16 protein-coding genes are annotated in these 25705 nt (G+C 65.7%); 6 read left to right on the top strand and 10 right to left on the bottom strand.

The window, feature by feature from the left end:
• Positions 1-339 precede the first annotated feature (339 nt).
• Positions 340-9030, top strand: a complete 8691-nt coding sequence (locus Q8O96_RS30075; RefSeq protein WP_305950008.1) for a glycoside hydrolase family 94 protein — start codon at positions 340-342, stop codon at positions 9028-9030.
• A gap of 68 nt (positions 9031-9098) precedes the next feature.
• Positions 9099-9836, top strand: a complete 738-nt coding sequence (locus Q8O96_RS30080; RefSeq protein ID WP_115580554.1) for a Crp/Fnr family transcriptional regulator — start codon at positions 9099-9101, stop codon at positions 9834-9836.
• 32 nt (positions 9837-9868) lie between these two features.
• On the opposite strand, the gene Q8O96_RS30085 is transcribed toward Q8O96_RS30080, so the two are convergent.
• The 3 genes from Q8O96_RS30085 to Q8O96_RS30095 form a co-directional block, all read right to left on the bottom strand.
• Positions 9869-10780, bottom strand: a complete 912-nt coding sequence (locus tag Q8O96_RS30085; protein WP_115580555.1) for a universal stress protein — start codon at positions 10778-10780, stop codon at positions 9869-9871.
• A gap of 90 nt (positions 10781-10870) precedes the next feature.
• Positions 10871-11944 (bottom strand): NAD(P)-dependent alcohol dehydrogenase, encoded by a 1074-nt coding sequence (locus tag Q8O96_RS30090; protein ID WP_102861803.1) that lies wholly within the window; start codon positions 11942-11944, stop codon positions 10871-10873.
• A gap of 148 nt (positions 11945-12092) precedes the next feature.
• Positions 12093-13223: an MFS transporter gene (locus Q8O96_RS30095; RefSeq protein ID WP_305950009.1), complete on the bottom strand. Its 1131-nt coding sequence runs from the start codon at positions 13221-13223 to the stop codon at positions 12093-12095.
• 100 nt (positions 13224-13323) lie between these two features.
• Here Q8O96_RS30095 and Q8O96_RS30100 point away from each other — a divergent pair, with 100 nt between their 5' ends.
• Positions 13324-14088, top strand: a complete 765-nt coding sequence (locus Q8O96_RS30100) for a helix-turn-helix transcriptional regulator (protein ID WP_102861742.1) — start codon at positions 13324-13326, stop codon at positions 14086-14088.
• 19 nt (positions 14089-14107) lie between these two features.
• On the opposite strand, the gene Q8O96_RS30105 is transcribed toward Q8O96_RS30100, so the two are convergent.
• The 3 genes from Q8O96_RS30105 to Q8O96_RS30115 form a co-directional block, all read right to left on the bottom strand.
• Positions 14108-15550, bottom strand: coding sequence for a mechanosensitive ion channel family protein (locus tag Q8O96_RS30105; protein WP_250330014.1), 1443 nt, complete (start codon positions 15548-15550; stop codon positions 14108-14110).
• Between the two features lie 134 nt (positions 15551-15684).
• Positions 15685-16311, bottom strand: a complete 627-nt coding sequence (gene ycaC / locus Q8O96_RS30110; protein WP_102861744.1) for an isochorismate family cysteine hydrolase YcaC — start codon at positions 16309-16311, stop codon at positions 15685-15687.
• A gap of 144 nt (positions 16312-16455) precedes the next feature.
• A complete protein-coding gene (locus Q8O96_RS30115; protein ID WP_305950010.1) occupies positions 16456-17331 on the bottom strand; it encodes a pirin family protein in 876 nt (291 codons plus the stop codon).
• 97 nt (positions 17332-17428) lie between these two features.
• Here Q8O96_RS30115 and Q8O96_RS30120 point away from each other — a divergent pair, with 97 nt between their 5' ends.
• Positions 17429-18337: a LysR family transcriptional regulator gene (locus tag Q8O96_RS30120; RefSeq protein WP_102861746.1), complete on the top strand. Its 909-nt coding sequence runs from the start codon at positions 17429-17431 to the stop codon at positions 18335-18337.
• Between the two features lie 92 nt (positions 18338-18429).
• Here Q8O96_RS30120 and Q8O96_RS30125 read toward each other — a convergent pair whose 3' ends face one another.
• The 4 genes from Q8O96_RS30125 to Q8O96_RS30140 form a co-directional block, all read right to left on the bottom strand.
• Positions 18430-18885 (bottom strand): response regulator, encoded by a 456-nt coding sequence (locus Q8O96_RS30125; RefSeq protein ID WP_102861747.1) that lies wholly within the window; start codon positions 18883-18885, stop codon positions 18430-18432.
• Positions 18886-19220: 335 nt separating this feature from the next.
• Positions 19221-19937: an MgtC/SapB family protein gene (locus tag Q8O96_RS30130; RefSeq protein ID WP_102880155.1), complete on the bottom strand. Its 717-nt coding sequence runs from the start codon at positions 19935-19937 to the stop codon at positions 19221-19223.
• Between the two features lie 278 nt (positions 19938-20215).
• Positions 20216-21553 (bottom strand): lysine N(6)-hydroxylase/L-ornithine N(5)-oxygenase family protein, encoded by a 1338-nt coding sequence (locus Q8O96_RS30135; RefSeq protein WP_102861749.1) that lies wholly within the window; start codon positions 21551-21553, stop codon positions 20216-20218.
• A 197-nt stretch (positions 21554-21750) separates the two neighbouring features.
• Entirely contained in the window at positions 21751-22233 is a 483-nt protein-coding gene (locus Q8O96_RS30140) for a sigma-70 family RNA polymerase sigma factor (protein WP_102861750.1), read from the bottom strand.
• A 322-nt stretch (positions 22234-22555) separates the two neighbouring features.
• Here Q8O96_RS30140 and Q8O96_RS30145 point away from each other — a divergent pair, with 322 nt between their 5' ends.
• On the top strand, positions 22556-23728 hold the full coding sequence (locus tag Q8O96_RS30145; RefSeq protein WP_102861751.1) for an efflux RND transporter periplasmic adaptor subunit: 1173 nt from the start codon (positions 22556-22558) through the stop codon (positions 23726-23728).
• Positions 23729-25702: a MacB family efflux pump subunit gene (locus tag Q8O96_RS30150; protein ID WP_102861752.1), complete on the top strand. Its 1974-nt coding sequence runs from the start codon at positions 23729-23731 to the stop codon at positions 25700-25702.
• Positions 25703-25705: the final 3 nt, after the last annotated feature.

Here is a 25705-nt window from a genome sequence, read left to right on the forward strand (position 1 = left end):
CTTCAAAAGTGAGCCGCTGTAAGAGCGGAACCAATATCCGCCGCACCCGCAGCAACGGATATGCCCACCAACAAGACCGCACCCTCAGGTTCCACGACCACTACGCGCCCGAGCGGGATCAAGCTCCCTAGCCACGTCAAGCCACCCAGCAGCAATGCATGATCACCCGCCTATGTGCCCCAACGCACAGACACCCTCCCCCACTCCCGCCACCGTCAAGGTTGCAGCTTTTTGCCTGAAACGTTCGTCGCGACGGTGCATCGATTTGACCGCACGCCCCGCTCCCGGCCCTCCCTCGCACCCCGTGCCGAGGGACGGCTCTGTTATGCCAAGGAAAACATGGACAGTCATTGGACCCACACATTCCTGAGGTTCTGCCGTCTGCCCGCCGCCAGATACGGCCAATGGAAGGCCTCGCGCAACAGCGTCGAATACGAAGCGCCGCTGCGCTCGGAATTGTTCAGCAGTGAACAGATGGCCAGCCACGGCACCCTGCTGGCGCACCAGCACCGCCTGAGCCACAGCCGCAACCCCGACTGGCTGCTGGCACGCCTGTCGGACAACGCCAGCGCCCTGGCCAGTTGCTGCAAAAGCCTGACCGCCGCCACCGGCAGCTCGCCCCGGGCCACCCCCGCCGCCGAATGGCTGCTGGACAACTACTACCTGCTGGAAGAACAGATCCGCATCACCCGCACTCACCTGCCCCGGGGCTACAGCCGGCAATTGCCGCGCCTGGCCAACGGCCAGTCGGCGGGTCTGCCACGGGTCTACGACATCGCCCTGGAAACCATTTCCCACGGCGACGGCCGGGTCGACAGCGAAAGCCTGGGGCGTTTCGTCGACAGCTACCAAAGCGTCACCCCGCTCAAGCTCGGCGAGCTGTGGGCGATTCCGATCATGCTGCGCCTGGCCTTGATCGAGAACCTGCGGCGCGTGGCCTTCCGAGTCATGGCCAACTGGAGCGAGCGCAATCTGGCCAACGACTGGGCCGACCGCCTGATGGAAACCGCCGAGCAGGACGCCAAGAGCGTGGTGCTGGCGGTGGCCGACATGGCGCGCTCGGCACCGCCCATGAGTGCCGCCTTCGTCGCCGAACTGGCGCGGCGCCTGCAGGGCCAGAACGCCGCCCTGGTGCTGCCCCTGGCCTGGATCGAGCAACTGCTGGGGGAAACCGGGCTGAACATCGAGCGCCTGGTACAGCTCGACGCCCAACAGCAAGCCGCCGATCAGGTGTCCATCAGCAACAGTATTTCCAGCCTGCGCCTGCTCTCGGCCAGCAACTGGCGCGAGTTCGTCGAGCTGATGAGCCGGGTCGAACAGGTGCTTCAGGACGACCCGGCCCAGGTCTACCGGCGCATGGATTTCGCCACCCGCGACCATTACCGGCATGTGCTCGAACGCCTGGCCCGCCACTGCCCCCTGAGTGAAGAACAGGTGGCCCGCCAGTGCATCGAACTGGCCCGGGCCCACTACTGCGCCGAGGCCCCGGAAGCCGTGGCCGGCCATGTCGGGCATTACCTGATCGGCGCCGGACGCCGCACCCTGGAACAACAGATCGGCGCCCGAGTCCCCCTGGCCGAACGCGGCCGGCGCCTGCTGACCCAGGCGCCCCTGGGCTTTTTCCTGGGGCCGGTGATGCTGCTCTCGGCGCTGTTCGCCTGGCCGTTTCTCGATGCCCTGTATCAGGAAGCCAGCCCCGGCCATTACTGGCTGGCACTGTGGGCGGTGCCGGCGTTGCTGCTGGCCAGCCGCCTGGCCATTGGCCTGATCAACGGCCTGGTGACCCTGACCGTGGCCCCGGGCATTCTGCCGCGCCTGGACTACAGCGAAGGCATTGCGCCCCGGGCCCGGACCCTGGTGGCGGTACCCTGCCTGTTCGGCAACGCGGCGGATGTCGAAGAGCTGGTGGAAGGCCTGGAAGTGCGCTTTCTGGCCAACCGCGATGCCCAGCTGTACTTCGCCCTGCTCAGCGACTTTCTCGACGCCCCCAGCGAAACCCAGGACGGCGACACCGCCCTGCTGGCGCTGGCCCGACAAGGCATTGAGGCGCTGAACCTGAAGTACCCCGAAGAGGCGGTGGATCGCTTCTACCTGCTGCACCGGCCACGGCTGTGGAACGCCGCCGAACATTGCTGGATGGGCCACGAGCGCAAGCGCGGCAAGCTCGAAGACCTCAACGCCCTGCTGCGCGGCCGGGGCCAGGAACGCTTCTCGCTGATCGTCGGCGATATCCAGGCCCTGCCCGAGATCACCTATGTCATCACCCTGGACAGCGACACCCAACTGCCCCGGGACGTGGCCCAGCAATGCGTGGGTGCCATGGACCACCCGCTGAACCGCCCACAGACCGACCCGCTCAGCGGGCGCATCGTCAGCGGCTACGGGATTCTCCAGCCGCGGGTCGGCATCAGCTTGTCGAGCACCGCGCGCAGCGCCTATTCCCGGCTGTTCGCCAGCGATGCCGGGATCGATCCCTATACCCGCGCGGTGTCGGACGTCTATCAGGACCTGTTCCAGGAAGGCTCCTTCGTCGGCAAGGGCATCTATGCCCTGGACACCTTCGAGCAGACCCTGGGCGGGCGCTTTGCCGACAACCGGATTCTCAGCCACGACCTGATCGAGGGCTGCTACGCCCGCTCCGGGCTGCTCAGTGATGTGCAGCTGTTCGAGGAATACCCGGCGCGCTACAGCGCCGACGTCAAGCGCCGCCAGCGCTGGATTCGCGGCGACTGGCAACTGCTGCCCTGGCTCCTGCCCTGGTCGCCCAAGGCCGCCGGCGGCCTGGAAAGCAATCGCCTGAGCCCGCTGGCACGCTGGAAAATCCTCGACAACCTGCGCCGCAGCCTCGAACCCCTGGCCTTGCTGAGCATGCTGCTGTGGGGCTGGCTGGGCTCCACCCAGCCCCTGGCCTGGACCCTGGCGGTGCTGATTGTGCTGCTGGTGCTGCCCCTGTCCGCCGCCTTGCGCGAGCTGGTGCACAACACCCCGGAAGTACCGTTGCTGCAACAACTGACCGCTGCCCTGGGCAGCGCCGGCCAGCACCTGTCCCGGGCCCTGCTGCCCCTGGCCTGGCTGCCCTATGAGGTCGCCTACAGCCTGGACGCCATGGCCCGCGCGTTGTGGCGCATGGGCATCAGCAAAGCTCATCGCCTGCAGTGGCAACCGTCCCGGGAAGCCGAGCGCGGCCCGGATGACAACCTGCTGCAGCTGTACCGGCGGATGTGGATCGGCCCGTTGCTGGCCCTGCTGCTGACAGGGCTGCTGTGGCCGCGGCCGCAACTGCTGATGGCCGCGCCCTTGCTCCTGGCCTGGCTGGCCGGCCCGGCCCTGGCCTGGTGGCTCAGCCGCCCGGCAAGCCAGGTGGCGTTCGAGCCTTCCAGCGGCCAACGGCGTTTCCTGCAGAGCCTGGCCCGCCGCACCTGGGGCTTTTTCGACCAGTACGTCGGCCCCGATGACAACTGGCTGGCTCCGGACAATCTGCAGGAACAGCCCCAGCAGCGCATCGCCCATCGCACCTCGCCGACCAACCTCGGGCTGGCCCTGCTGGCCCATCTGGCGGCCCACGACTTCGGCTACCTGAGCAGCCGCCGACTGATGCAACGCCTGGAGCAGATGCTGGCCAGCATGGGCCGGCTGGAACGCTATCGCGGGCACTTCTACAACTGGTACGACACCCAGAGCCTGCAACCCTTGCCGCCGCGCTATGTGTCCACCGTGGACAGCGGCAACCTGGTAGGCATGCTGCTGACCCTGCGCCCCGGCCTGCAGGCCCTGGTGGATAGCCCTCCGGCGCTGCTGCAGATCGCCAACGGCCTGCTGGACAGCCTCGATGTGTTCCAGGACGCCCTCACGGCGGCCGGCCAGGACACCGCCCCAGTGCTGCGCTGGCGCCTGGAAACCCGCGCCGTGCATGAGCACCTGAGCCTGCATGCCGATGTGGCTCCGGATGCCTTGCTGGGGCTGCTGCAACGGATTGCCGACAGCGTCGAGCAGGCGCAGGCCGGCACAACGGACGATGTGGACTTCTGGCGCCAGGCACTGGCCGCGCAATGCCGTGACCTGCATGACGAACTGCAATGGCGCTGCCTGCCGCCCATGGCCGATGGCCGCCGCTTCGGCACCCTGAGCTGGCGCCAGCTGGCCCAACTGGACGCCGGGTATTGGTTGCCGATGCACCATGAGCGGATCGCCGCCGTGCAGGAGCTGGCCCTGGAGCGCATCAGTTGCCTCAGTCGATTGCTGGAAGCGGTAGCCAGCATGGCGCAGATGGACTTCGGCTTTCTCTACGACACCCGTCGCCACTTGCTGGTGATCGGCTACAACGCCGATGAACACCGCCTAGATGCCGGTTACTACGACCTCTTGGCCTCGGAAGTGCGCCTGACCCACTTTGTCGCCATCGCCCAGGGACAGTTGCCCCAGGAAAGCTGGTTCGCCCTGGGCCGCCTGCTCACCAGCAGCGCCGGCACCCCGGTGCTGCTGTCCTGGACCGGTTCGATGTTCGAATACCTGATGCCGATGCTGGTGATGCCCAGCTACCAGGGCACCCTGCTGGACCAGACCTGCCGCGCCGCGGTGGCCCTGCAGATCGAGCACGGCCAGCAACTGGGCCTGCCCTGGGGCGTGTCCGAGTCGGGCTACAACACCCTCGACAGTCAGTTCAACTACCAGTACCGGGCGTTCGGCGTGCCGGGCCTGGGGCTCAAGCGTGGCCTCGGCGCGGAACGGGTGGTGGCGCCCTACGCCAGTGTCCTGGCGCTGATGGTGGCGCCCCAGGCCGCCTGCCAGAACCTGCAGCGCCTGGCACAGCTGGGGCTGGGTGGACGCTTCGGCCTCTATGAAGCCGTGGACTACACCGAGTCGCGCCTGCCCCGGGGCCAGGACCATGCCGTGGTGCAGTCGTTCATGGCTCACCACCAGGGCATGAGCCTGCTGGCCCTGGCCTGGTTGCTGCTGGATCAACCCATGCAACGGCGCTTCGAATCCGATCCGCAGTTCCAGGCCATCGCCCTGCTGCTGCAGGAACGGGTGCCGAAAACCGCCGCCCAGTACCTGCACGCCGCCGGTGCTCCGGAAGCCGACGAAGCGGCCCGGGCCCATGAAAACAAACTGCGGGTATTCGCCGACCCGGACCGCAAGCGCCCGGCCGTGCAACTGCTGTCCAACGGTCACTACCACCTGATGCTCAGCAGTGCCGGTGGTGGCTACAGCCGCTGCAACGAACTGGCGGTGACCCGCTGGCACGAAGACCCGACCCGCGATCACTGGGGGCAGTTCTGCTACCTGCGGGACGTGGCCAGCAGCGACTTCTGGTCCGCGGCCTACCAGCCAACCCGCCGCCGCCCAGAGCATTTCGAGGCGATCTTCACCGATGCCCGGGCCGAATTCCGGGTACGTGAACGGGACTTCGACAGCCACCTGGAAATCGTCGTGTCCCCCGAGGACCCCATCGAACTGCGCCGCCTGCACCTGTGCAACCGGGCCCGGGGGCGCCGCAGCATCGAGCTCACCAGCTACGCCGAGGTGGTCCTGGCCCCGGCCCAGAGCGATGCGGCCCACCCGGCCTTCAGCAACCTGTTCATCGAAACCGAACTGCTGCCCAGCCTGCAGGCCATCGTCTGCAGCCGCCGGCCACGGGCCCAGGAGCAGCCAGTGCCGTGGCTGTGCCACCTGCTGGCGGCCCACGGCGTGGACATCGACGCCATCTCCTATGAAACCGATCGCGCACGCTTTATCGGCCGCGGCCGGGATCTGGCCTCGCCCCTGGCCCTGGACCCGCAGGTCGAACGACTCTCGGGCAGCGCCGGACCGGTGCTCGACCCGATCGTGGCGATCCGCTGCCGGATCACCCTCGACCCCGGCCAGAGCGCCACCATCGACCTGGTGACCGGGGTCGCCGAGAGCCGCGAACACTGCCTGCAACTGATCCACAAATACCGTGACCGGCACCTGGCGGACCGGGTCTTCGACCTGGCCTGGACCCACAGCCAGGTGCTATTGCGCCAGCTCAACGCCTCACTGGCCGAAGCCCGGCTGTTCCAACAGATGGCCGCCTCGCTGCTCTATGCCAACGCCAGCCTGCGGGCCGACAGCAGCCTGCTGCTGGCCAACCGCCGCAGCCAGTCCGGGCTCTGGGGCCAGGGCATTTCCGGGGACCTGCCGATCGTCCTTTTGCAAGTGGGCGATCTGGCCAACATCACCCTGGTGCAGCAACTGATCAAGGCCCACGCCTATTGGCGGCAGAAAGGCCTGGCGGTGGACCTGGTGATCTGGAATGAGGATCAGGTCGGCTACCGCCAGCAGCTCCAGGACCTGATCATGGGCCTGGTGACCTCCGGCAGCGAAGCCAGCCTGATCGACCGTCCCGGGGGCATCTTCGTGCGTCCGGCCCAGCAATTGTCGGGCGAAGACCGGGTGCTGATGCTGGCGGTGGCGCGCCTGGTGATCAGCGACAGCCGCGGCAGCCTCGCCGAGCAGGTCCACCGGCGCCGCGCCGATCCGTCGCTGCCGCGCCTGGAAGCGCCCCTGGTGCGCCTGCCACAAACGGCCAGCAGTGCCCCGCCAGCCCCGCTGCCGGAACTGATCCTGGAAACGCCCTACGGCGGCTTCAGCAGCGACGGCCGCGAATACCTGATCACCCTCAACCCCGGGCAACCGACCCCGGCGCCCTGGGCCAATGTGCTCGCCAACCCGCTGTTCGGCACGGTGATCTCGGAAAGCGGCGGCGCCTACAGCTGGCGCGAAAACGCCCACGAGTACCGCCTCAGCCCCTGGCACGACGACCCGGTCAGCGACCCCAGCGGCGAAGCCCTGTACCTGCGTGACGAAGACAGCGGCCAGGTCTGGTCGCCCACTCCCCAGCCCTGCCCCGGCAACGGCAGCTATCGCACCCGCCATGGCTTCGGCTACAGCGTGTTCGAACATGAGGAGAACGGCATCCACAGCGAGCTGACGATCTATGTGGCGCTGCAGGCGCCGATCAAGTTCTCGCGGTTGAAGATCCGCAACCGCAGCGGCCGGCCACGGCGCCTCACAGTGACCTGCTACGTGGAATGGGTGCTGGGGGAATTGCGCGGTCGCTCGGCCATGCATGTGGTCACTGAAAGCGATCCGGTCAGTGGCGCGCTGTTCGCCCGCAACCCCTACAACATGGAGTTTTCCGGGCATGTGGCGTTTCTCGACACCGACTCGGCGGTGCGCAGTTTCACCGGCGACCGCAGCGAGTTCATTGGCCGCAACGGCAGCCTCGCGGCGCCGGCCGCATTGACTCGGGGGCGCCTGTCCGGACGTTCCGGCGCCGGTTTCGATCCGTGCGCGGCGATGCAGGTGGCGCTGGAGCTGGCGGACGGCCAGAGCCAGGAAGTACTGTTCCGCCTGGGGGCCGAGGTGGATGCCAAGGCCGCAACCCGACGGGTCCTGCAATACCGCGGCACGCAGATGGCGCAGAGCGAACTGGCCGCCGTGCACCAGCACTGGCAGCACAGCCTGGGCACACTGCAGGTGCATACCCCGGACCCGGCCATCGATGTCATGGCCAACGGCTGGCTGATGTACCAGACCATCGCCTGCCGCTTCTGGGCGCGTAGCGGTTTCTACCAGTCCGGTGGCGCCATCGGTTTTCGCGACCAGTTGCAGGACAGCATGGCCATGATCCACGCCGAGCCGACCCTGGCCCGCGAGCACCTGCTGCTCTGCGCCGCCCACCAGTACCCCGAGGGCGACGTCCAGCACTGGTGGCACCCACCACAGAATCGCGGGGTGCGCACCGGCTGTTCCGATGACTTCCTCTGGCTGCCCCTGGCCACCAGCCGCTATGTGCAGATCACCGGCGACCGCAGTGTGCTGGAGGTTGAAGTGGGTTACCTGGAAGGTCGCCAGCTCAATCCCGGGGAAGAGTCCTACTACGACCTGCCCCAGGCCAGCGGACTGCGGGAAAGCCTCTACCGCCACTGCCAACGGGCCATCGAGCACGGCAGCCGGCGCGGCGTCCACGGCTTGCCGCTGATGGGCACCGGGGACTGGAATGACGGCATGAACCGGGTCGGCGAGCGGGGCCTGGGGGAAAGCGTGTGGCTGGGGTTCTTCAGCCACGAGGTGCTGCAGCGGTTCGCCGTCACCGCCCAACAGCACGACGATCCGGCCTTCGCCCGGGCCTGTCGCGAGCAGGCCCTGGCCTTGCGCACGGCCCTCGACAGCCAGGCCTGGGACGGGCAGTGGTATCGCCGGGCCTGGTTCGACGACGGCCAGATCCTGGGCTCCGCCGACAACCAGGAATGCCGCATCGACTCCATCGCCCAGAGCTGGTCGGTGCTCTCCGCTGCCGCCAGTGACGTCCGCCAGCATCAGGCCATGGAGTCCCTGGACCGGCATCTGGTGCGCCGCGACAGCGGCGTGGTGCTGCTGCTGGACCCGCCGTTCGCCCACAGCCCCCTGGACCCGGGCTACATCAAGGGCTATGTGCCCGGGGTGAGGGAGAACGGCGGCCAGTACACCCACGCGGCGATCTGGGCCAGCATGGCCTTCGCCCGTCTGGGGGACAGCGCCCGGGCCTGGGAGCTGCTGCACATGATCAACCCGGTGAGCCGACGCAGCGCCGAGCAGGTGGCCACCTACCGAGTCGAACCCTATGTGATGGCCGCCGACGTCTATGGCGTGGCGCCCCACACCGGACGCGGCGGCTGGAGCTGGTACACCGGCTCGGCGGGCTGGATGTACCGGCTGATCGTCGAGTCGTTGCTGGGGCTGCGCCGCGAAGGCGAGCAGCTGTACATCGAACCGGTGATCCCGGCCCACTGGCCGGGCTACAGCCTGGACTACCGGTTTGGCGCGACGGTCTACCACATCGAGGTGCAGCAGACTCCAGGCGCCAGCCTCAGCCTGAGCCTGGACGGACGCCCCCTGCCGGAGCTGGCCATCCCGCTGCTGGACGACGGCATCACACGCCGGGTGTTACTCACCTGGCCCGTCAGTGTCCCACCGCCGCAGACCGGGCATTCCCCGACAGCGGCCATCACCGAGTCGGCGCCATGACAGACACCGGGCAACGCCCTGGACTACCCTGAGTGAGCGCTGACGCCTTGCCATCCGGTGGTTCTGAGATGTTCGACAACCTTGGGCTCGGGCCCAATCACTTGCTCAACGCACTGCCGGCCCAGGTGCAAGAGCGCCTGCTGCCCCACCTCAAGCCGGTGCCCCTGGCCCTGGGCCAGGTGCTCTACGAGTCCGGGGATATCCCGCGCCACGTGTATTTCCCCACCGACGCGGTGGTGTCGCTGCTGTACCTGATGGAGAACGGCGCCTCGGCGGAAATCGCCGTGGTGGGCAACGAAGGACTGGTGGGCGTGTCCCTGGTCATGGGCGGCGAGAGCACCACCAGCCGGGCCATCGTGCAAAGCGCCGGGCATGCCTTGCGCCTGCCCGGGCAGCGCCTCAAGGACGAGTTCAACCGCCACGGCGAGATGCTCCTGCTGATGCTGCGCTACACCCAGTCGCTGATCACCCAGATGGCCCAGACTGCGGTGTGCAACCGCCACCACTCCATCGACCAGCAACTGTGCCGCTGGCTGCTGCTGTCCCTGGACCGCCTGCCGGGCAACCAGTTGGTGATGACCCAGGAGTTGATCGCCAACATGCTCGGGGTGCGCCGTGAAGGGGTCACCGAGGCCGCCGGCAAACTGCAGCGCCAGGGCATCATCGAGTACAGCCGGGGACGCATCAACGTCCTCGACCGGCCACGCCTGGAACAGCACAGCTGCGAGTGCTACGCGGTGGTGCGCAAGGAGACCGCGCGGCTGCTGCCGTACTTGCCGGGCAGCCAGGGCGACGAGCCGGGCTGAGGCTCGCCGCTGGCAGGGTCAGAGCAGGGGTTTCAGTTCGGGCTCAACGCCTTCACCGCCAGGATGCTGCCCGGCATCGAGTACAGGGCACGCTCGGTGGTGCTGCCGATCAGCCGGCCAAAACCGGTGCGGTGCACGGTGCCCATGACCACCACGTCCACCAGGTACTCGTCGACGAACTGGGCGATGCCCGGCACCGGCGGCCCCATGATGAAATGGCGAAACTCCTGGGGCACGTTGTATTGATCGCCCAGGCGTTCGAACTCCTTGTGCAGGGAGTCGCGCAACTCGTCCAGGCAGTTGACGCTCCAGGCGGTGGACGCCACCGGCGCGACGCCATCAAGCATCGGCATCAGGTCGTAGGCATACAGCAGGTGCAGTTGCGCATCGCATTGCAGGGCCAGGGCGTTGGCGGTCTGGATGATCAGGCCGTTGAGGCCGCTGATCTGGGTGTCGGACTGGGCCGGGTCGACGGCGGCGACGATGCGCCGGGGCAGTTTGTGCGGGGCGTCGTTGACCAGGTGCACCGGCACCGGGGCTTCACGCAGCAGGTGGCAGTCCAGGGGGGTGACGAAAACGCGCTTGAGGGCCGATTCCAGGGTCACGTCCTTGATCAGCAGATCGGGCTGGAACTCGTTGATGTAGTCCAGCATGTCCTTGAGCACCTGGGTGCTCCAGATCACCTGGGTGGTGACTTCCACCCCCTGCTCGCGCATCCACTCGGCTTCCACCTGCAGCCAGCGCTCATGGCGTTGCAGGTAGGCCTGGCGTTCACTTTCTTCCAGGTGCTCTTCCCACAGGTAGGTGCGCGCCGGTGGTTCGACGAACACCAGGGCATGCAAGGCTGCTCCGCTGGCCTTGGCCAGGGCGGCAGCGCGGCGCGCCGCGGGAGACTGATGCTGTTGGGGATCGGCAATCAGCAACAGACGCTGGTACTGGCTCATGGTTGACCTCCTTGGACGTTGATGGGCCTGAGTGTCGAGGCAGACGACCCCGGGCGCCTTGATATGCATCAAGGCCACCCGGTGCTCGGATCATGGCGTCACGGCAATCTTCATCACCCCGTCGCGCTGGCTGGCGAACAGCTCGTAGGCGGCTTCGATGTCATCGAGCTTGAAGCGGTGGGTAACCAGGGGCTTGAGGTCCACCTGGCCACTGGCGACCACCTCCATCAAGCGGCGCATGCGCTCCTTGCCGCCGGGGCACAGGGTGCTGAGGATGCTCAGGTCGCCGAGACCGGCGGCGTAGGCATCCAGCGGGATGCGCAGGTCGGAGGAATAGACCCCCAGGCTCGACAGCTTGCCGCCCGGGCGCAGCACCCGCAGCGCCGATTCGAAAGTGCCCTGGGTGCCCAGGGCCTCGATCGACACATCGACCCCGCGGCCGTCGGTCAGCTCCATGATCTGCTTGACCACGTCGCCCTGCTTGAAGTCCACCACATGGGTCGCCCCCAACCCGCGCGCCACGCTCATGCGCGCGGCCACGGTGTCGACGCCGATGATGGTGGTGGCGCCCTTGAGCCGGGCCCCGGCCACCGCGCACAGGCCGATGGGCCCCAGGGCGAACACCGCCACGCTGTCGCCGATGTTCACCTCGGCGCGCTCGGCGCCGGAGAAGCCGGTGGACATGATGTCCGGGCACATCAGTACTTCTTCGTCACTCAGACCGTCGGGAATCGGGCACAGGTTGGCCAGGGCGTCCGGCACCCGCACGTACTCGGCCTGACAGCCGTCGATGGTATTGCCGAACTTCCAGCCGCCCGTAGCGCGAAAGCCATGGCGGGTGTCAGGCCCATCCTGGGAGCCGCAACCACAGAGGCAGGCGTAGCTCTGGCCGCTGGGAGTGATGGCCCCGGCGATCACCCGCTGGCCCTCATGAAAACCGCGGACCTGGGAGCCCAGGCGCTCGATCACGCCCACCGGTTCGTGGCCGATGGTCAAGCCCTTGGCCACCGGGTATTCGCCGCGCAGGATGTGCACGTCGGTGCCGCAGATCGTGGTGGTGGTGATGCGCACCAGGGCGTCCAGCGGACCGATTTCGGGGATGTCCTTGTCTTCCAGGACGATGCGGTTCTTTTCGACGAATACCGCGGCTTTCATCTTGGCCATGTTGCCGATCTCCATTTCCGGGAAGGGGCTGCGCCGTTGCACAGATCTGCCTACAGGCTGCGCGGATGCACCGGGCAACGGCTTGATCATGGTCAAACAATGGACCCTTCAGGGACGGTGCGGCGACCGCGTGTCGCAAACCCGGCTTTCATGTGCGGCGGCGCGCACCCAGGCACAGCAACAAGGCCGCCGCGCCGCACAGGCAAAGGCTCGGGCCCAGGGCCTGCCCCCAACCCACCAGCAGCAGGCCGGCGCCGATCAGCAGGTAATAGAACAAGCCGAACCAGGCCCCGGCGCTGCCCAGCCGGTCGCTGTAGGCCGCCAGGGCCGAGCCGAGAATGTTCGGAATCGCCAGGCCAAAGCCCAGTACCACCCCGAGCATCGGCAGCACCAGCCACAGGCTGTGCTGCAAGGCCAGGACCCCGCCGCCCCCGGCCAACACCGCCAGGGCTGCCAGCATCAGTAGCCGCTCGCTGTGCCAGCCCCGGCCCAACAGCCGGCGGTTGAGCCAGGCACCCAGGCCGGAGCCCAGGGCCAGCAACGCGCCGCTGTAACCGAACCATTGCGCGCCCTGCCCCAGGCTACGGAACACAAAGGGCCCGAGGCTGTAATAGCTGAGCAAGGCCAGGTTGAACACCGCCACCAGCAGCGCCGAGCGCCAGATCGCGGGGTCCCGCAGCATCTGCCACAAGGTGCCGCCCAGGGGCGCCAGGGGCTGCGCAGGCGGACGGGTTTCCGGCAAGGCCCGGGCGCACCAGCCGAACAACGCCAGGGCCAGCACCAGCAACCCCGTCAGTGCGCCCTGATAGCCAAAAGCACGGCTCAGGGCCGCTCCCGCGAACAGGCCGATAGCGGGACTGGCCGCCAGCACCATGCCCATCAGTGAGAACACCCGGATCAGTTCGCGGCCCTGGAACAGGTCCCGCAGCAGGGTCTGGGTCACCACCGAACCGGCAGCCACGCCCAGGGCCGCCAGACCCTGGCACAGCAACAGCTGGGCAAAGCTGCGGGCCTGCAACTCCAGGGCCAGCGCCAGGGCATACAGCGCCAGCCCGCCAAGCAAGGCCGGGCGCCGCCCCCAGCGATCGCTCAGGCGTCCCCAGAGCACCACCCCCGGCGCGAACCCCAGGATAAACACCGACAGGCTCTGGGCCGCCTGCTGCGCCGGGACACCAAAGGCCCGACCGATATCGGTCAGGGCCGGGCTAAAGAGGGTCTGGGCGATCTGCGGGAACATCAGCAGGGCCATGGCCAGGGGCAACAGGGAACGGGGATTCATCAGGTGGATGCTCGGCAAAAAAAACATGCCGGCGATTCTAGGCAGGCGCGGCTGGCGTATTATCGCAACCCGGCCAATAAACAGCGGAAATCGGACAAAGATGGCATGGCTCGATCCCCAGGCACGCTTCGACCCGGACCCCTTCAGCGCACCGGTGATCGGCGTTGCCGCCACCCTCGGCGATCATGACTCCGGCCTGCACCGGCACCGTCGCGGGCAACTGCTGTACACCCGCCAGGGCTGCACCCGGATCACCCTCGCCGACCGCCTGTGCCTGCTGCCGCCCTCGCGGGCGGCCTGGATTCCCGGTGGGGTGCAGCACCGGGCGCAGATGCAACAGAGCGTGGATTACCGCTCGCTGTATTTCAGTGTCGAACTCAGTCCGCGCCTGCCGGCGGACGTGGCGGTGATCGATGTCAGTCCCCTGCTGCGCGCCGTGCTGGAGCCCATGGCCCTGGCGGCGTTCGATTGCGACTGGAGCCAGGGCCGCTACCCGCACCTGCTGGGCCTGTGCCTGGAGGAAATCGGCGCTGCGCTGCACCAGCCGCTGTCCTTGCCGCTGCCCTGGGACAAGCGCCTGCAGCCGCTGCTGGAAGACTTGCAGCGCCTGCCACCGGAGCTAAAGGTGCTGGCCACCCGGGTCGGTGCCAGCAGCCGCACCATCGGCCGCATCTTTCAGCGCGAGACCGGCCTGGGTTACCAGCAATGGCGCCAGCAATGGCGGCTGATGCGCGCCATCGAGTTGCTGGCCACCGGCCGTAGCATCGGCTACACGGCCTTCGAACTGGGCTTTGCCAGTGACAGCATCTTTATCGCCTTCTTCAAGGCCATGACCGGCACCACGCCCCGGGCCTACTTCAAATGAGGAACCGCAACGGGGCACCTCAGGTGCGGCTGCGCAACCACTGCAGAAAGCCCTTCTTGGCCACAGGCTTGGGTGGCGACTGGGCCAGGCTCTGGGCAATGTGCTGGCGGAAGTCCAGCAGCGTCTTCATGGCGTCGCCGATGTCGTGACGGGCATCCAGGCAGGGTTTGAGGAACTCGTTGTCGATGCGGTACAGGCTGCAGAAGGTCTTGGCCGAAAACTCCGCGAGCGTCGCCTGCTCAGCCACCACGCCCGCCTCGCCGATCACTTCACCCGGGCCCATGCGCCCGGCTTCGAAGGGCTTGCCGTCACGCTGCATGGTCACCGACACCACGCCGGACTCGATGATGAACAGGTGATCGCTGACCGCCCCCGCCGGCAGGATGGTTTCGCCGGCACGGAAGGTCTGCAACTGCATGTTCTGGCTGAAGGTGTCCTTCTCTTCCTGGCGCAGGGTGGAAAAGATACTGGAGGCGTCCAGCAGCGCCCGAGGTCGGGACAGCGCCTGGTTCTGCACCGGCTCGTCGCTGGACAGCAGGCTGATGCCGCTGGCCTGCAAATGACGGAATGCCAGGTCGAACAGCTGGTTTCGCACTTCGCGCTTCTGCCCCATGGTGGCGACGAAGCCGCTGATCTCGTATTCCGCGCCGCTGCTGCCAGAGCTTTTCAGGGCCACGCTGGGGGCCGGGGTGCCGAGCAGGAAACGGCAGCCGAGCATGGCCCGTTCCAGGGCCTCGATGACCTTCTGTGGGCGAGCGTGGGGGCTGACCTGCACGCTGATGGATAAACCATAGATATCGCTGGGGCGGCTGAAGTTGGTGATCTTGGCCTTGGACGCCAGGGAGTTGGGGATCACCACCATGCTGCCCTGGGAGGTCTGCAGCCGGGTCGCCCGCCAATCGATGTCCACTACCCGGCCTTCGGTGCCGTCGATGGCGATCCAGTCATCGATCTGATAGGGCTTGGTGGTATTGAGGACCAGGCCGGAAAACAGGTCGCTGAGGGTGCTTTGCAGGGCCAGGCCGACGATGATCGCCAGCGCCCCGGAGGTGGCCAGTACGCCCTTGACCGGCAGGTCCAGCACGTAAGCCAGGGCGGCGATGATGGCGATCAGGAAGATCACCGCACCCATCAAGTCCTGCAACAGCCGCCCGGTGTGACCGACCCGCTGCATCATCAGGGTGCCCAGCAACACCGTCAGGGTCCGGGCGCCGAACAGCCACCAGCCGATCTGTAAACCGGTGGCCGCCAGGTGCAACGGCACATCGTCCGGCCAGGGCGCCGTCTGCATGGGGCTCAGGCCCTGGTTGAACAGCATCAGGCTGTACAGGCAGAACATCAGCACCCGTACCGCCAGCTTCCAGCGATCGCCCTGGGTACCGATCAGGTGCCACAGGGCAAGGTCCAGCAGCAACAGCGTCATCGCGGCCAACAGCAGGTGATCGGCGAATGGGGCAAGCATCGAGCAACTCCAGCAGGACAATGGCGGCAAGATCGCACGAAAGACGCTGGGGCAGGTATAGCTGGAAAAGACAAAAACCGGTGATGCGGCCATGCCACGCAACGGCGGGCGCGACGCCCGCCGTTGCCGGGGCTTTACTGGCCCTGGGTCAGGGTGTTGTAGCTGGTCATCAGGTTGCGGTAGTCGGGGATGTGGTTGGAAAACAGAGTGCCCAGGCCTTCGACATCGTTGCGCCAGTCACGATGCAGCTCGCACGCCAGGCCGAACCAGGTCATCAACTGCGCGCCGGCGTTGGACATGCGGTTCCAGGCCGAGTCCCGGGTCAGCGCATTGAAGGTGCCGGAGGCATCGGTGACCACAAAGACTTCAAAGCCTTCTTCCAGGGCCGAGAGCGCCGGGAACGCCACGCAGACTTCGGTGACCACCCCGGCAATGATCAGTTGCTTCTTGCCGGTGGCCTTGATCGCCTTGACGAAGTCTTCGTTGTCCCAGGCGTTGATCTGGCCGGGACGGGCAATGTACGGCGCGTCGGGAAACAGCGCCTTGAGCTCTGGCACCAGCGGGCCGTTGGGGCCGGTTTCGAAACTGGTGGTGAGGATGGTCGGCAGCTTGAAGTACTTGGCCAGGTCGGCCAGGGCCAGCACGTTGTTCTTGAAGCGATCAGGCTCGATATCGCGGACCAGCGACAGCAGGCCGGCCTGGTGATCAACCAGCAGAACGGCGGCATTTTCCTTGTCGAGACGTTTGTAGGCGTTAGTCATGGTGAGTCCTCGCTAATGATCGATGCCGGATTACCCGGCTGGGGTTAAACCCATGGCCGCACCTGTAGCGTGAGGGCGGACATTGGGGATAGCGCGCGACTCGCAGAGCCTAGTCGGCCATGCGCGCCGCGCCAGCGCTGCCGGTCAGTGACCGGTGGCGTCCATCTGGCCGAAGCGTCCCGATTGAAAGTCGACGAAGGCCTGATGAATTTCCTCTTCGCTGTTCATCACGAACGGGCCGTGACCGACGATGGGTTCGTCGATGGGCTCGCCGCTGAGCAACAGCACAATCGCGTCGCTGTCGGCTTGCAGGCTGATCAGGTCGCCCTCGCGTTCCAACAGTGCCAACTGTCCTTGCGCGACCCGCTCCTGGCCATTGACCTGCAGCGTGCCACGCAGCACCACCAAGGCGGTGTTGCGCCCCGGGTGCAGGGGCAGCTCCAGGTGCTTGCCGGCCAGCAGGCGCATGTCCCAGACGTCAATGGGGGTGAAGGTCCGCGCCGGGCCGCGCTGGCCGGCGAACTCACCGGCAATCAGGCGCAGGCTGCCGGCATGGCCGGGCAGCGGGAGCTGCTGGATGTCCGCCGCAACGAGGGTCTGGTAACCGGGAGCTGCGAGCTTGTCCTTCGCCGGCAGGTTGACCCACAGCTGGACCATTTCCAGATTGCCGCCACGCCGGGCGAAATCGGCGGAGTGGTACTCCTCATGGAGAATCCCCGAAGCGGCGGTCATCCACTGCACGTCGCCCGGACCGATCTTGCCGCCGCTGCCGGTGGAATCACGGTGCTCCACTTCGCCGTCGTAGACGATGGTCACTGTCTCGAAGCCGCGATGGGGATGTTCACCGACCCCACGGCGGGTGTTGGTGGGGCTGAACTGGGCGGGGCCGGCGTGATCCAGCAGCAGGAACGGGCTGATGTGCTGACCCAGGTTGTCGTAGGAAAACAGGGTGCGGACCGGGAAGCCGTCACCGACCCAGTGAGGCCGGGGGCTGGTGTAGATGCCGATGATGTTTTTCATGTCGTCCTCCAGAACTATCTGATGGACACACCTTAAAACTCACACCTTTGCCGCGCTAGACTGCAAAAATCGCCCTTAGCGTTCTATTTGGAGAACGATCTTGGAAGACCTGAATACCCTCTACTACTTCACCCAAGTGGTGGAGCACCGAGGATTCGCCGCCGCCGGGCGCGCCCTGGACATGCCCAAGTCCAAGCTCAGCCGACGGATTGCCCAGCTGGAGGAGCGCCTCGGCGTGCGCCTGATCCAGCGCACCAGCCGCCACTGTTCGCTGACCGAGATCGGCCAGGAGTATTACCAGCGCTGCCTGGCCATGCGGGTGGAAGCCGAGGGCGCGGCGGAAGTCATCGAACGCAATCGCTCCGAACCTCAAGGCCTGGTGCGCGTGGCCTGCCCCACGGCCCTGCTCAACTCCTGGGTCGGGCCGATGCTCACCCGTTTCATGCTCAAGTACCCCCTGGTCGAGCTGTTCATCGAAAGCACCAACCGCCGGGTCGACCTGATCCACGAGGGCTTCGACATTGCCCTGCGGGTGCGCTTCCCGCCCCTGGAAAACACCGATCTGGTGATGAAGGTACTGGGCAACAGCACCCAGAGCCTGGTGGGCCATCCGGACTTTCTCCAGCGCCTGTCGAGCCCGGCTACACCGGCAGATCTCAGTGGCCTGCCGAGCCTGCACTGGGGAGCGGCGCAACGCGATTACCAATGGCAGTTGCTGGGGCCCGACGGCGCCGAAGCCTTGATCCGCCATCGGCCGCGGATGGTCACCGACGACTTGCTGGCCCTGCGCCATGCGGTGCTGGCGGGCGTCGGCATCGCCCACCTGCCCAAGGTGGTGGTCCGCGAGGACCTGGACGCCGGGCGCCTGCTGGAACTGGTGCCCGGCTGGGCGCCGCGCTGCGGGATCGTCCACGCCATCTTCCCGTCACGCCGCGGCCTGCTGCCTTCGGTACGCAGCCTGATCGACTTTCTCGGCGAGGAGTTCAGCCACAGCGACATGGCCTGAACCCGACGCCGGCTCCATCGGCGGCGCCTTGTCCGCAGCGCAACGTAAAACGGCATCCCTGGGGATGCCGTTTTGCATAGAGCGCGATTGAATCAATTGGCACTGGCGCGCCAGCCGCCGTGCTGCAGTTCCGGCAGCCACTGAATGCCGCCTGACCTGGAGGTCCGGAACACGGGCGGATCGATCTGCTGCATCAAACGCCGGATCGCCTCGCTGTCCGGCAACTCGGCGCGGCTGGCCTGGATCCGGTGCCGCAGGCTGCTGGGGATGGGTGGAAAGCGCTGGCTGTCATAGATCAGGGCGTGGCCGAGCTGGGGGTTGTCCAGGCAGAAGTCCAGCAGATCGAAACCGCTGTGGGTGGCCAGGCTGCCGTTGATGATCAGCAGATCGAACGGATCACAGGCGTACTCCACCAGCGAAAGCAGTTCCTCCAATGTGTGCACGGGTGCAATGCGGTAGTAATTCAGTTGATTCAAGGTTCGTTCGATCTGCATCCGATGAAAATGTTGATCATCGGCAATCAGTATGCGCAGCGCTCTATTGGACATTTCTGGATCCTGCTTTTGAGACTACGACCGGCGACTGCCGGCCTTCCTCCTAGATCGGTAGAAGGCTAGGGAAGTGTCGGAGGGTTTTCTCTAGGATTAATCTGAAAACCACGCCCAGCATGCTCTTGCCGTAGTTTTTTCGGACAAGTCAGCTACTGCACAAGCCCAACCGCTAGCTCTTTCTAAGTCGCTCACTACCTTAATCGCCGCCCGGTTTTTTTAGCAGAGGGGTACGAGACTGAAAGGTCTTGTTGTTTTGTAAGGCTTTTCCCAGAACCCACTGCCGGTCTCTGAGAACAGCAAAAGACAACACGCCAGCCATCATCAAGCCCCTATCACTCGGTGGTGCTCGGGCTCCAGAACGCCTGCTGCACCAGGGCCGAGGTGGACAGCCGCGCCACCAGCGCATCCAGTTCTTCACCGTCCACCGAGGTGCTGGCCAGAGTCGCCTCGATCTCCACTTCATCGTTGCCAAAAGCATGCACATCGACATCGCTGGCCGGGTAATTGCTGCGCGTCAACTCGGCTTCCAGCAAGGCGAACACGGCCTTCTGGTTCGAACGCTGGGCAATGACGTAGACGATGTTGGTGACCTCGGCGGAGATCACGTCCAGTGGCTGGCGGTTGATGTTGTTGACGATGGGCCGCAACAGGGTATTGGCGGCCAGCACGAACAGGGTGCCCAGCAGGGCTTCGAGAACCAGATCGGCACCGGCACAGGCGCCCACCGCCGCCGAAGCCCAAAGGGTGGCGGCGGTGTTCAGCCCGCGGACGTTGCCCTCCTCGCGCATGATCACCCCGGCGCCGAGAAAGCCGATGCCCGACACCACGTAGGCCACCACCCGCACCGCGCCGTCGGCACCGCCCAGGCGGTTGGCCATGTCGACGAAAATAGCCGCGCCCACCGCCACCAGCACGTTGGTGCGCAAGCCCGCGGTGCGCTGCCGGTACTGGCGTTCAAAGCCGATCAGGCCGCCAAGGATAAAAGCCGCGCTGAGGCTGACCAGGGTATCGATCAGCGAGTCCAGGTTGATGTTGTGCAAGGCCTGCATATCGAAAATCCTCTTGGCGACTAGCGGCAAGCTACAAGCAGCAAGTTACAAGCAGTACGCCGCAACCCCGAAACTTGCCGCTGGCCACCACGACGCGGCCAGAGGAATCGAACAGTTCTCAAGCCAAGGTTCAGGAACGCCTTCGCCGGCAAGCCGGCTCCTGCAAAAAACACCCGGGATAACCCCGAACGGCAGGAGCCGGCTTGCCGGCGAAGAGCTCTGCAAGATTGTCTTGGCGCCCGTCCGCGCAGGCCACGCAAGAGCGGCCGTGGCGCCGGTCAGCTGGCGGTAGCCAGCAGCAGGTCGCGGACCGAGCGGCTATGACCGCGGGTCTTGCCATGTTCGTACAGCGAATCGGCGATCTCCTGGGCACGAATCGGCAGTACCGACAGCAAGGTGTCGCTCAAGCCATGGCTGGCCTGGCTGAAGCCCTGCATGTAGATACCGGCCTTGCAGCGCTCGTCGGTGATCACCCGATAGTTGCGGTCCACTTCGAAGTCGCCCAGGTATTCCTGCAGAGGCGCCAGCAGTTGACGATGCATCTGGCGCTCATAACCGGTGGCCAGCACTACCGCGTCGTAGTGCTCAGTGGTGCAGGCGCCGGTGGCATTGTTGCGCAGCACCAACTCGATGCCTTGATCGGTAGCCACGGCTTTTTCCACCAGGGTCAGGGTGCGGAATGCGTGACGGGCGATCCCCGAGACTTTCTGGCGGTAGAAGATCCCGTAGATGCGTTCGATCAGGTCGATGTCCACCACCGAATAGTTGGTGTTGTGGTACTCGTTGACCAGGCGCTCACGTTCGCTACTGGCTTGCTGGAACACCAGGTCGGTGAACTCGGGCGAGAACACTTCGTTGACAAAGGGACTGTCGTCGGCCGGTTTGAGTGCCGAGCCACGGATCATCATGTCCACCTGCACCGACGGGAAGCTGTCATTGAGGTCAATGAAGGCCTCCGCTGCACTCTGGCCGCCACCAATGATGGCGATCTTCATCTTCTTGCCGGCGACACAAGGTTGTTCTGCCATGCGCTCCAGGTACTGAGAATGATGGAAGACCCGAGGGTCGCCCTTGAGCGCCTTGAAAGTCTCGGGAATCCGCGGCGTTCCACCAGCGCTGACCACCACCGAGCGGGTGCTGCGGATGAACTCTTCCCCCTGGGCATTGCGCGAGATGACCCGCAGCGCCTCGACTTGCTGGTTGTGCAACAGCGGCTCAATGGCCAGGACCTCTTCGCCGTAGCGGCTCTGGTCCTTGAATTGAGCGGCGACCCAGCGCAGATAGTCGTTGAACTCCATGCGGCACGGATAAAAGGTCCCGAGGTTGATGAAGTCCACCAGGCGTCCATGGTGCTTGAGGTAGTTGACGAACGAGTAAGGGCTGGTGGGGTTGCGCAGGGTGACCAGGTCCTTGAGGAAGGAAATCTGCAGTTCACTCTGGGTCACCAGGGTATTGCCGTGCCAGCGATAATCGGCCTGTTTGTCGAGAAACAGCACGTCCAGAGGACCCTGAACCTGGCCGCGCTCCTCCAGCGCAATGGCCAGCGCCAGGTTCGAGGGACCAAAACCGATACCAATCAAATCGTGAACGATGGCCGATGCCATTGCCTGTGTCATGTCCAGTGTCCTCTGGAGAAGCCCCTCAACGCGGGGAATTACGCCGGTGACCTGGCCGGCCCCTGAGGGCCAACAGGTCGTCTGTTGAGTAGGAACGAGGACGATGAAAAAAAATTTAACCCACTGCCCCGGCTGTCCGGCAAACAAAAGTCAGCCGCCACTACACCAGGCTCAGTGCCGCCAGCGTGCGCCGCTGGTCACTGAGCTTCCCACTGACGCAGGCGCACCCGGCAATGCTTCATGGCATTGACGATGTGTTTTTCCACCAGGCTGCGGGAAATGCCCAGATGCTCGGCAATCTGCACATGGGACAGACCTTCAAGCTTGCGCAGCAGAAAACTCTCGCGGCACAGCCGGGGCAGTTCCGCCAAGGCTCGCTGGAGCATCTCCAGGCGCTGCCCCTGATCCAGGCTCGCCTGCGGTGACGGACTGAAGCAGTGCTCTTGCTGGTCGAGTGCTTCCAGGGGTTCGGATTGACGCAGCTGGTTACGCCGATGGTCATCGATCACCAGATTCAGCGCCGTGCGATAAAGGAAGGCCCGCGGCTGCTCGATGGGAGGAGCGCTGGGGCGCTCCAGCACCCGCACAAAGGCGTCATGGGCAACGTCCTCGGCGGCCTGGCGGTTGCCAAGCCTGGCGCTGAGGAAGCCCATCAGCTCGCGGTAGTAACTTTCCAACATGACTCCCGACCCAGGTGGGTGATTTCTGTCCTTGAACAAGATCCGTGGCAAGGGGACTGATCCAGTCATTCAATGATGGCAGTTTAGGAGCGACGTAATTTATAGTAATTCTCATATAGATTTAAAGTACTGCTGCAGCGATCCGTAGATATTTCGTGTTCAAGCAGCTGTAACCCCATGTGTCGGGAGTTAAATTCCCCCGCGCGCTTCTCGTTTACCTGACAGCTCCCCGTATCTGCCGCCCCGACGGCAGCGCCCGGCCTTGCCTTGTGAAGCAGCAACGGCTGGATGACGGGCCGATTTCCCCTGGCCGGAACCGTGCATGAAACGTCCCCGACATACCCGACGCGCCCTGCTTGCCGCACTCTGCTTGATTCCCGTTGTAGCCATCACTGCCTGGACCTTCATTCCCCCTGGGCGCGATCAGTTCGCGACGGTGCAAGTCAGCCGTGGCGATATCGAAAGCAGCGTCACCGCCCTGGGCACCCTACAGCCCCGACGCTATGTCGACGTCGGTGCCCAGGCCTCCGGGCAGATCCGCAAGATCCACGTCGAGGCCGGCGACACAGTCAAGGAAGGCCAATTGCTGGTGGAGATCGACCCTGCCACCCAACAGGCCAAGCTCGACGCCAGCCGTTTCGCCATTGAGAACCTGCAGGCCCAGTTGCAGGAGCAGTACGCCCAGAACCAGCTGGCCCGGCAGAAATACCAGCGCCAGCAGAACCTGGCGGCCGGCGGCGCCACTCGCGAAGAGGACGTACAGACCGCCCAGGCCGAACTCAAGGCCACCCAGGCACGCATCGACATGTACAAGGCGCAGATCCGCCAGGCCCAGGCCAGCTTGCGCAGCGACCAGGCGGAACTGGGCTATACGCGCATCTACGCCCCCATGTCCGGCACCGTGGTCGCGGTGGACGCTCGCGAAGGCCAGACCCTCAACGCCCAGCAGCAAACACCGCTGATCCTGCGCATCGCCAAACTCTCGCCCATGACCGTCTGGGCCGAAGTCTCGGAAGCCGATATCGGCCACGTCAAACCCGGCATGCAGGCCTACTTCACCACCCTGAGCGGTGGCAACCGGCGCTGGACCAGCACCGTGCGGCAGATCCTGCCCATTCCGCCCAAGCCGCTGAACGAAACCAGCCAGGGCAGCGGCAGCCCCACCAGCACCAGCAAGAGCGGCAGCGGCCGGGTAGTGCTCTATACCGTACTGCTGGACGTGGACAACGCCGACAACGCGCTGATGGCGGAAATGACCACCCAGGTGTTCTTCGTCGCCAACCAGGCAAAAAATGTCCTCACCGCCCCCATCGCCGCTCTGCAGGGCAGCACTGAGCCGGACCTGCAGACTGCCCGGGTGGTGGCCAAGAACGGTTCGATCGACGAGCGCAAAGTCCGGGTCGGTATCAGTGACCGCCTGCGCATCCAGATCCTCGACGGCTTGAACGAAGGTGATCACCTGCTGATCGGCCCGGCCAACAGCAGCGGGGGTTGAATGCAGACTCCGCTGATCGACCTCAGAGACATCCGCAAATCCTACGGCGGCGGCGACAGCCCGCAAGTCGATGTCCTGCGCGGCATCGACCTGTCGATCCACGCCGGGGAATTCGTCGCCATCGTTGGCGCCTCCGGCTCCGGCAAGTCGACCCTGATGAACATCCTCGGCTGCCTGGACCGTCCGACGTCCGGCGAGTACCTGTTCGCCGGGGAGAACGTCGCCCAGCTCGACAGCGACGAACTGGCCTGGCTGCGCCGCGAAGCCTTTGGCTTCGTGTTCCAGGGCTACCACCTGATCCCCTCGGCCTCGGCCCAGGAAAACGTCGAGATGCCGGCCATCTACGCCGGCACCCCGACCGCCGAACGCCACGCCCGCGCCGCCGCCCTGCTGGAGCGCCTGGGCCTGGCCAGTCGCAGCGGCAACCGCCCGCACCAACTGTCCGGCGGTCAGCAGCAACGGGTGTCCATCGCCCGCGCCCTGATGAACGGCGGCCACATCATCCTCGCCGACGAACCCACCGGCGCCCTGGACAGCCACAGCGGCGCCGAAGTCATGGCCCTGCTGGACGAACTGGCCAGCCAGGGCCACGTGGTGATCCTCATCACCCACGACCGTGAAGTGGCGGCCCGGGCCAAGCGCATCATCGAAATCCGCGACGGCGAAATCATCAGCGACACCGCCCACCACGACCCATCGGTACAGACCAGCGCCAACGCCGGCGCCCTGCAGGCGGTGGACCTGCGTCAGCGCCTGGCCGACGGCAGCGAAGCCACCGGCGCCTGGAAGGGCGAACTGCTGGAAGCGGTGCAGGCCGCCTGGCGGGTGATGTGGATCAACCGCTTCCGCACGGCCCTGACCCTGCTGGGGATCGTCATTGGCGTCGCTTCGGTGGTGGTGATGCTGGCCGTGGGCGAAGGCAGCAAGCGCCAGGTGATGGCGCAGATGGGGGCCTTCGGTTCGAACATCCTTTACCTCAGCGGACACTCGCCCAACCCGCGCGCGCCGCAAGGCATCATCAGCCTCGACGACGTCGCGGCCGTGGCCACCCTGCCCCAGGTCAAGCGCATCATGCCGGTCAACGGCTCGGAAGCCGTGGTACGTTTCGGCAATGCCGATCACATGAGCTACGTAGGGGGCAACGACACCAACTTCCCGCACATCTTCAACTGGCCGGTGGTCGAAGGCAGCTACTTCACCGAGGCCGACGAACGAGCCGGCGCCGCGGTCGCGGTGATCGGCAAGAAGGTCCGGGAAAAACTGCTCAAGGACGTCGCCAACCCCATCGGCCAGTACATCCTGATCGAAAACGCCCCCTTCCAGGTGGTAGGCGTACTGATGGGCAAAGGCGCCAGTTCCGGCGACCAGGACAGCGACGATCGCATCGCCGTGCCCTACTCCGCCGCCAGCACCCGCCTGTTTGGCAGTCGCAATCCGGAGTACGTGGCCATCGCCGCGGCGGACGCCAGCAAGGTCGAGGAAGCCGAGCAAGCCATCGACCAACTGATGCTGCGCCTGCACAACGGCCAGCGCGACTATGAGCTGACCAACAACGCGGCGATGATCCAGGCCGAGGCCCGCACCCAGAACACCCTGTCCTTGATGCTCGGCGCCATTGCCGCGATCTCGCTGCTGGTGGGCGGTATCGGGGTGATGAACATCATGCTCATGACCGTGCGCGAACGCACCCGAGAGATCGGCATCCGCATGGCCACCGGCGCTCGCCAGCGCGACATCCTGCGCCAGTTCCTCACCGAAGCGGTGATGCTCTCGGTGGTCGGCGGCCTGACCGGCATCGCCCTGGCCCTGCTGATCGGTGGCGTACTGATCCTCAGTGAAGTGGCGATCGCCTTCTCCCTGGTCGCCGTCCTCGGCGCCTTCGGCTGCGCCCTGGTCACCGGCGTCATCTTCGGCTTCATGCCGGCCCGCAAAGCTGCCCGGCTCGACCCGGTCACGGCCCTTACCAGTGAATGATCG

This window comes from Pseudomonas sp. LPH60, from assembly GCF_030718165.1.
Classification (GTDB): Bacteria; Pseudomonadota; Gammaproteobacteria; order Pseudomonadales; family Pseudomonadaceae; genus Aquipseudomonas; species Aquipseudomonas danubii.

What these genes read in the sequence shown, in the direction of transcription:
- Q8O96_RS30080 (WP_115580554.1), top strand. Translation starts at nt 9,099, where the DNA reads ATGTTCGACAACCTTGGGCTCGGGCCCAATCACTTGCTCAACGCACTG.
- Q8O96_RS30130 (WP_102880155.1), bottom strand. Translation starts at nt 19,937, where the DNA reads ATGCAGGCCTTGCACAACATCAACCTGGACTCGCTGATCGATACCCTG.
- Q8O96_RS30105 (WP_250330014.1), bottom strand. Translation starts at nt 15,550, where the DNA reads ATGCTTGCCCCATTCGCCGATCACCTGCTGTTGGCCGCGATGACGCTG.
- ycaC (WP_102861744.1), bottom strand. Translation starts at nt 16,311, where the DNA reads ATGACTAACGCCTACAAACGTCTCGACAAGGAAAATGCCGCCGTTCTG.
- Q8O96_RS30085 (WP_115580555.1), bottom strand. Translation starts at nt 10,780, where the DNA reads ATGAGCCAGTACCAGCGTCTGTTGCTGATTGCCGATCCCCAACAGCAT.
- Q8O96_RS30095 (WP_305950009.1), bottom strand. Translation starts at nt 13,223, where the DNA reads ATGAATCCCCGTTCCCTGTTGCCCCTGGCCATGGCCCTGCTGATGTTC.
- Q8O96_RS30125 (WP_102861747.1), bottom strand. Translation starts at nt 18,885, where the DNA reads ATGTCCAATAGAGCGCTGCGCATACTGATTGCCGATGATCAACATTTT.
- Q8O96_RS30150 (WP_102861752.1), top strand. Translation starts at nt 23,729, where the DNA reads ATGCAGACTCCGCTGATCGACCTCAGAGACATCCGCAAATCCTACGGC.
- Q8O96_RS30145 (WP_102861751.1), top strand. Translation starts at nt 22,556, where the DNA reads ATGAAACGTCCCCGACATACCCGACGCGCCCTGCTTGCCGCACTCTGC.
- Q8O96_RS30100 (WP_102861742.1), top strand. Translation starts at nt 13,324, where the DNA reads ATGGCATGGCTCGATCCCCAGGCACGCTTCGACCCGGACCCCTTCAGC.
- Q8O96_RS30090 (WP_102861803.1), bottom strand. Translation starts at nt 11,944, where the DNA reads ATGGCCAAGATGAAAGCCGCGGTATTCGTCGAAAAGAACCGCATCGTC.
- Q8O96_RS30140 (WP_102861750.1), bottom strand. Translation starts at nt 22,233, where the DNA reads ATGTTGGAAAGTTACTACCGCGAGCTGATGGGCTTCCTCAGCGCCAGG.
- Q8O96_RS30135 (WP_102861749.1), bottom strand. Translation starts at nt 21,553, where the DNA reads ATGACACAGGCAATGGCATCGGCCATCGTTCACGATTTGATTGGTATC.
- Q8O96_RS30075 (WP_305950008.1), top strand. Translation starts at nt 340, where the DNA reads ATGGACAGTCATTGGACCCACACATTCCTGAGGTTCTGCCGTCTGCCC.
- Q8O96_RS30115 (WP_305950010.1), bottom strand. Translation starts at nt 17,331, where the DNA reads ATGAAAAACATCATCGGCATCTACACCAGCCCCCGGCCTCACTGGGTC.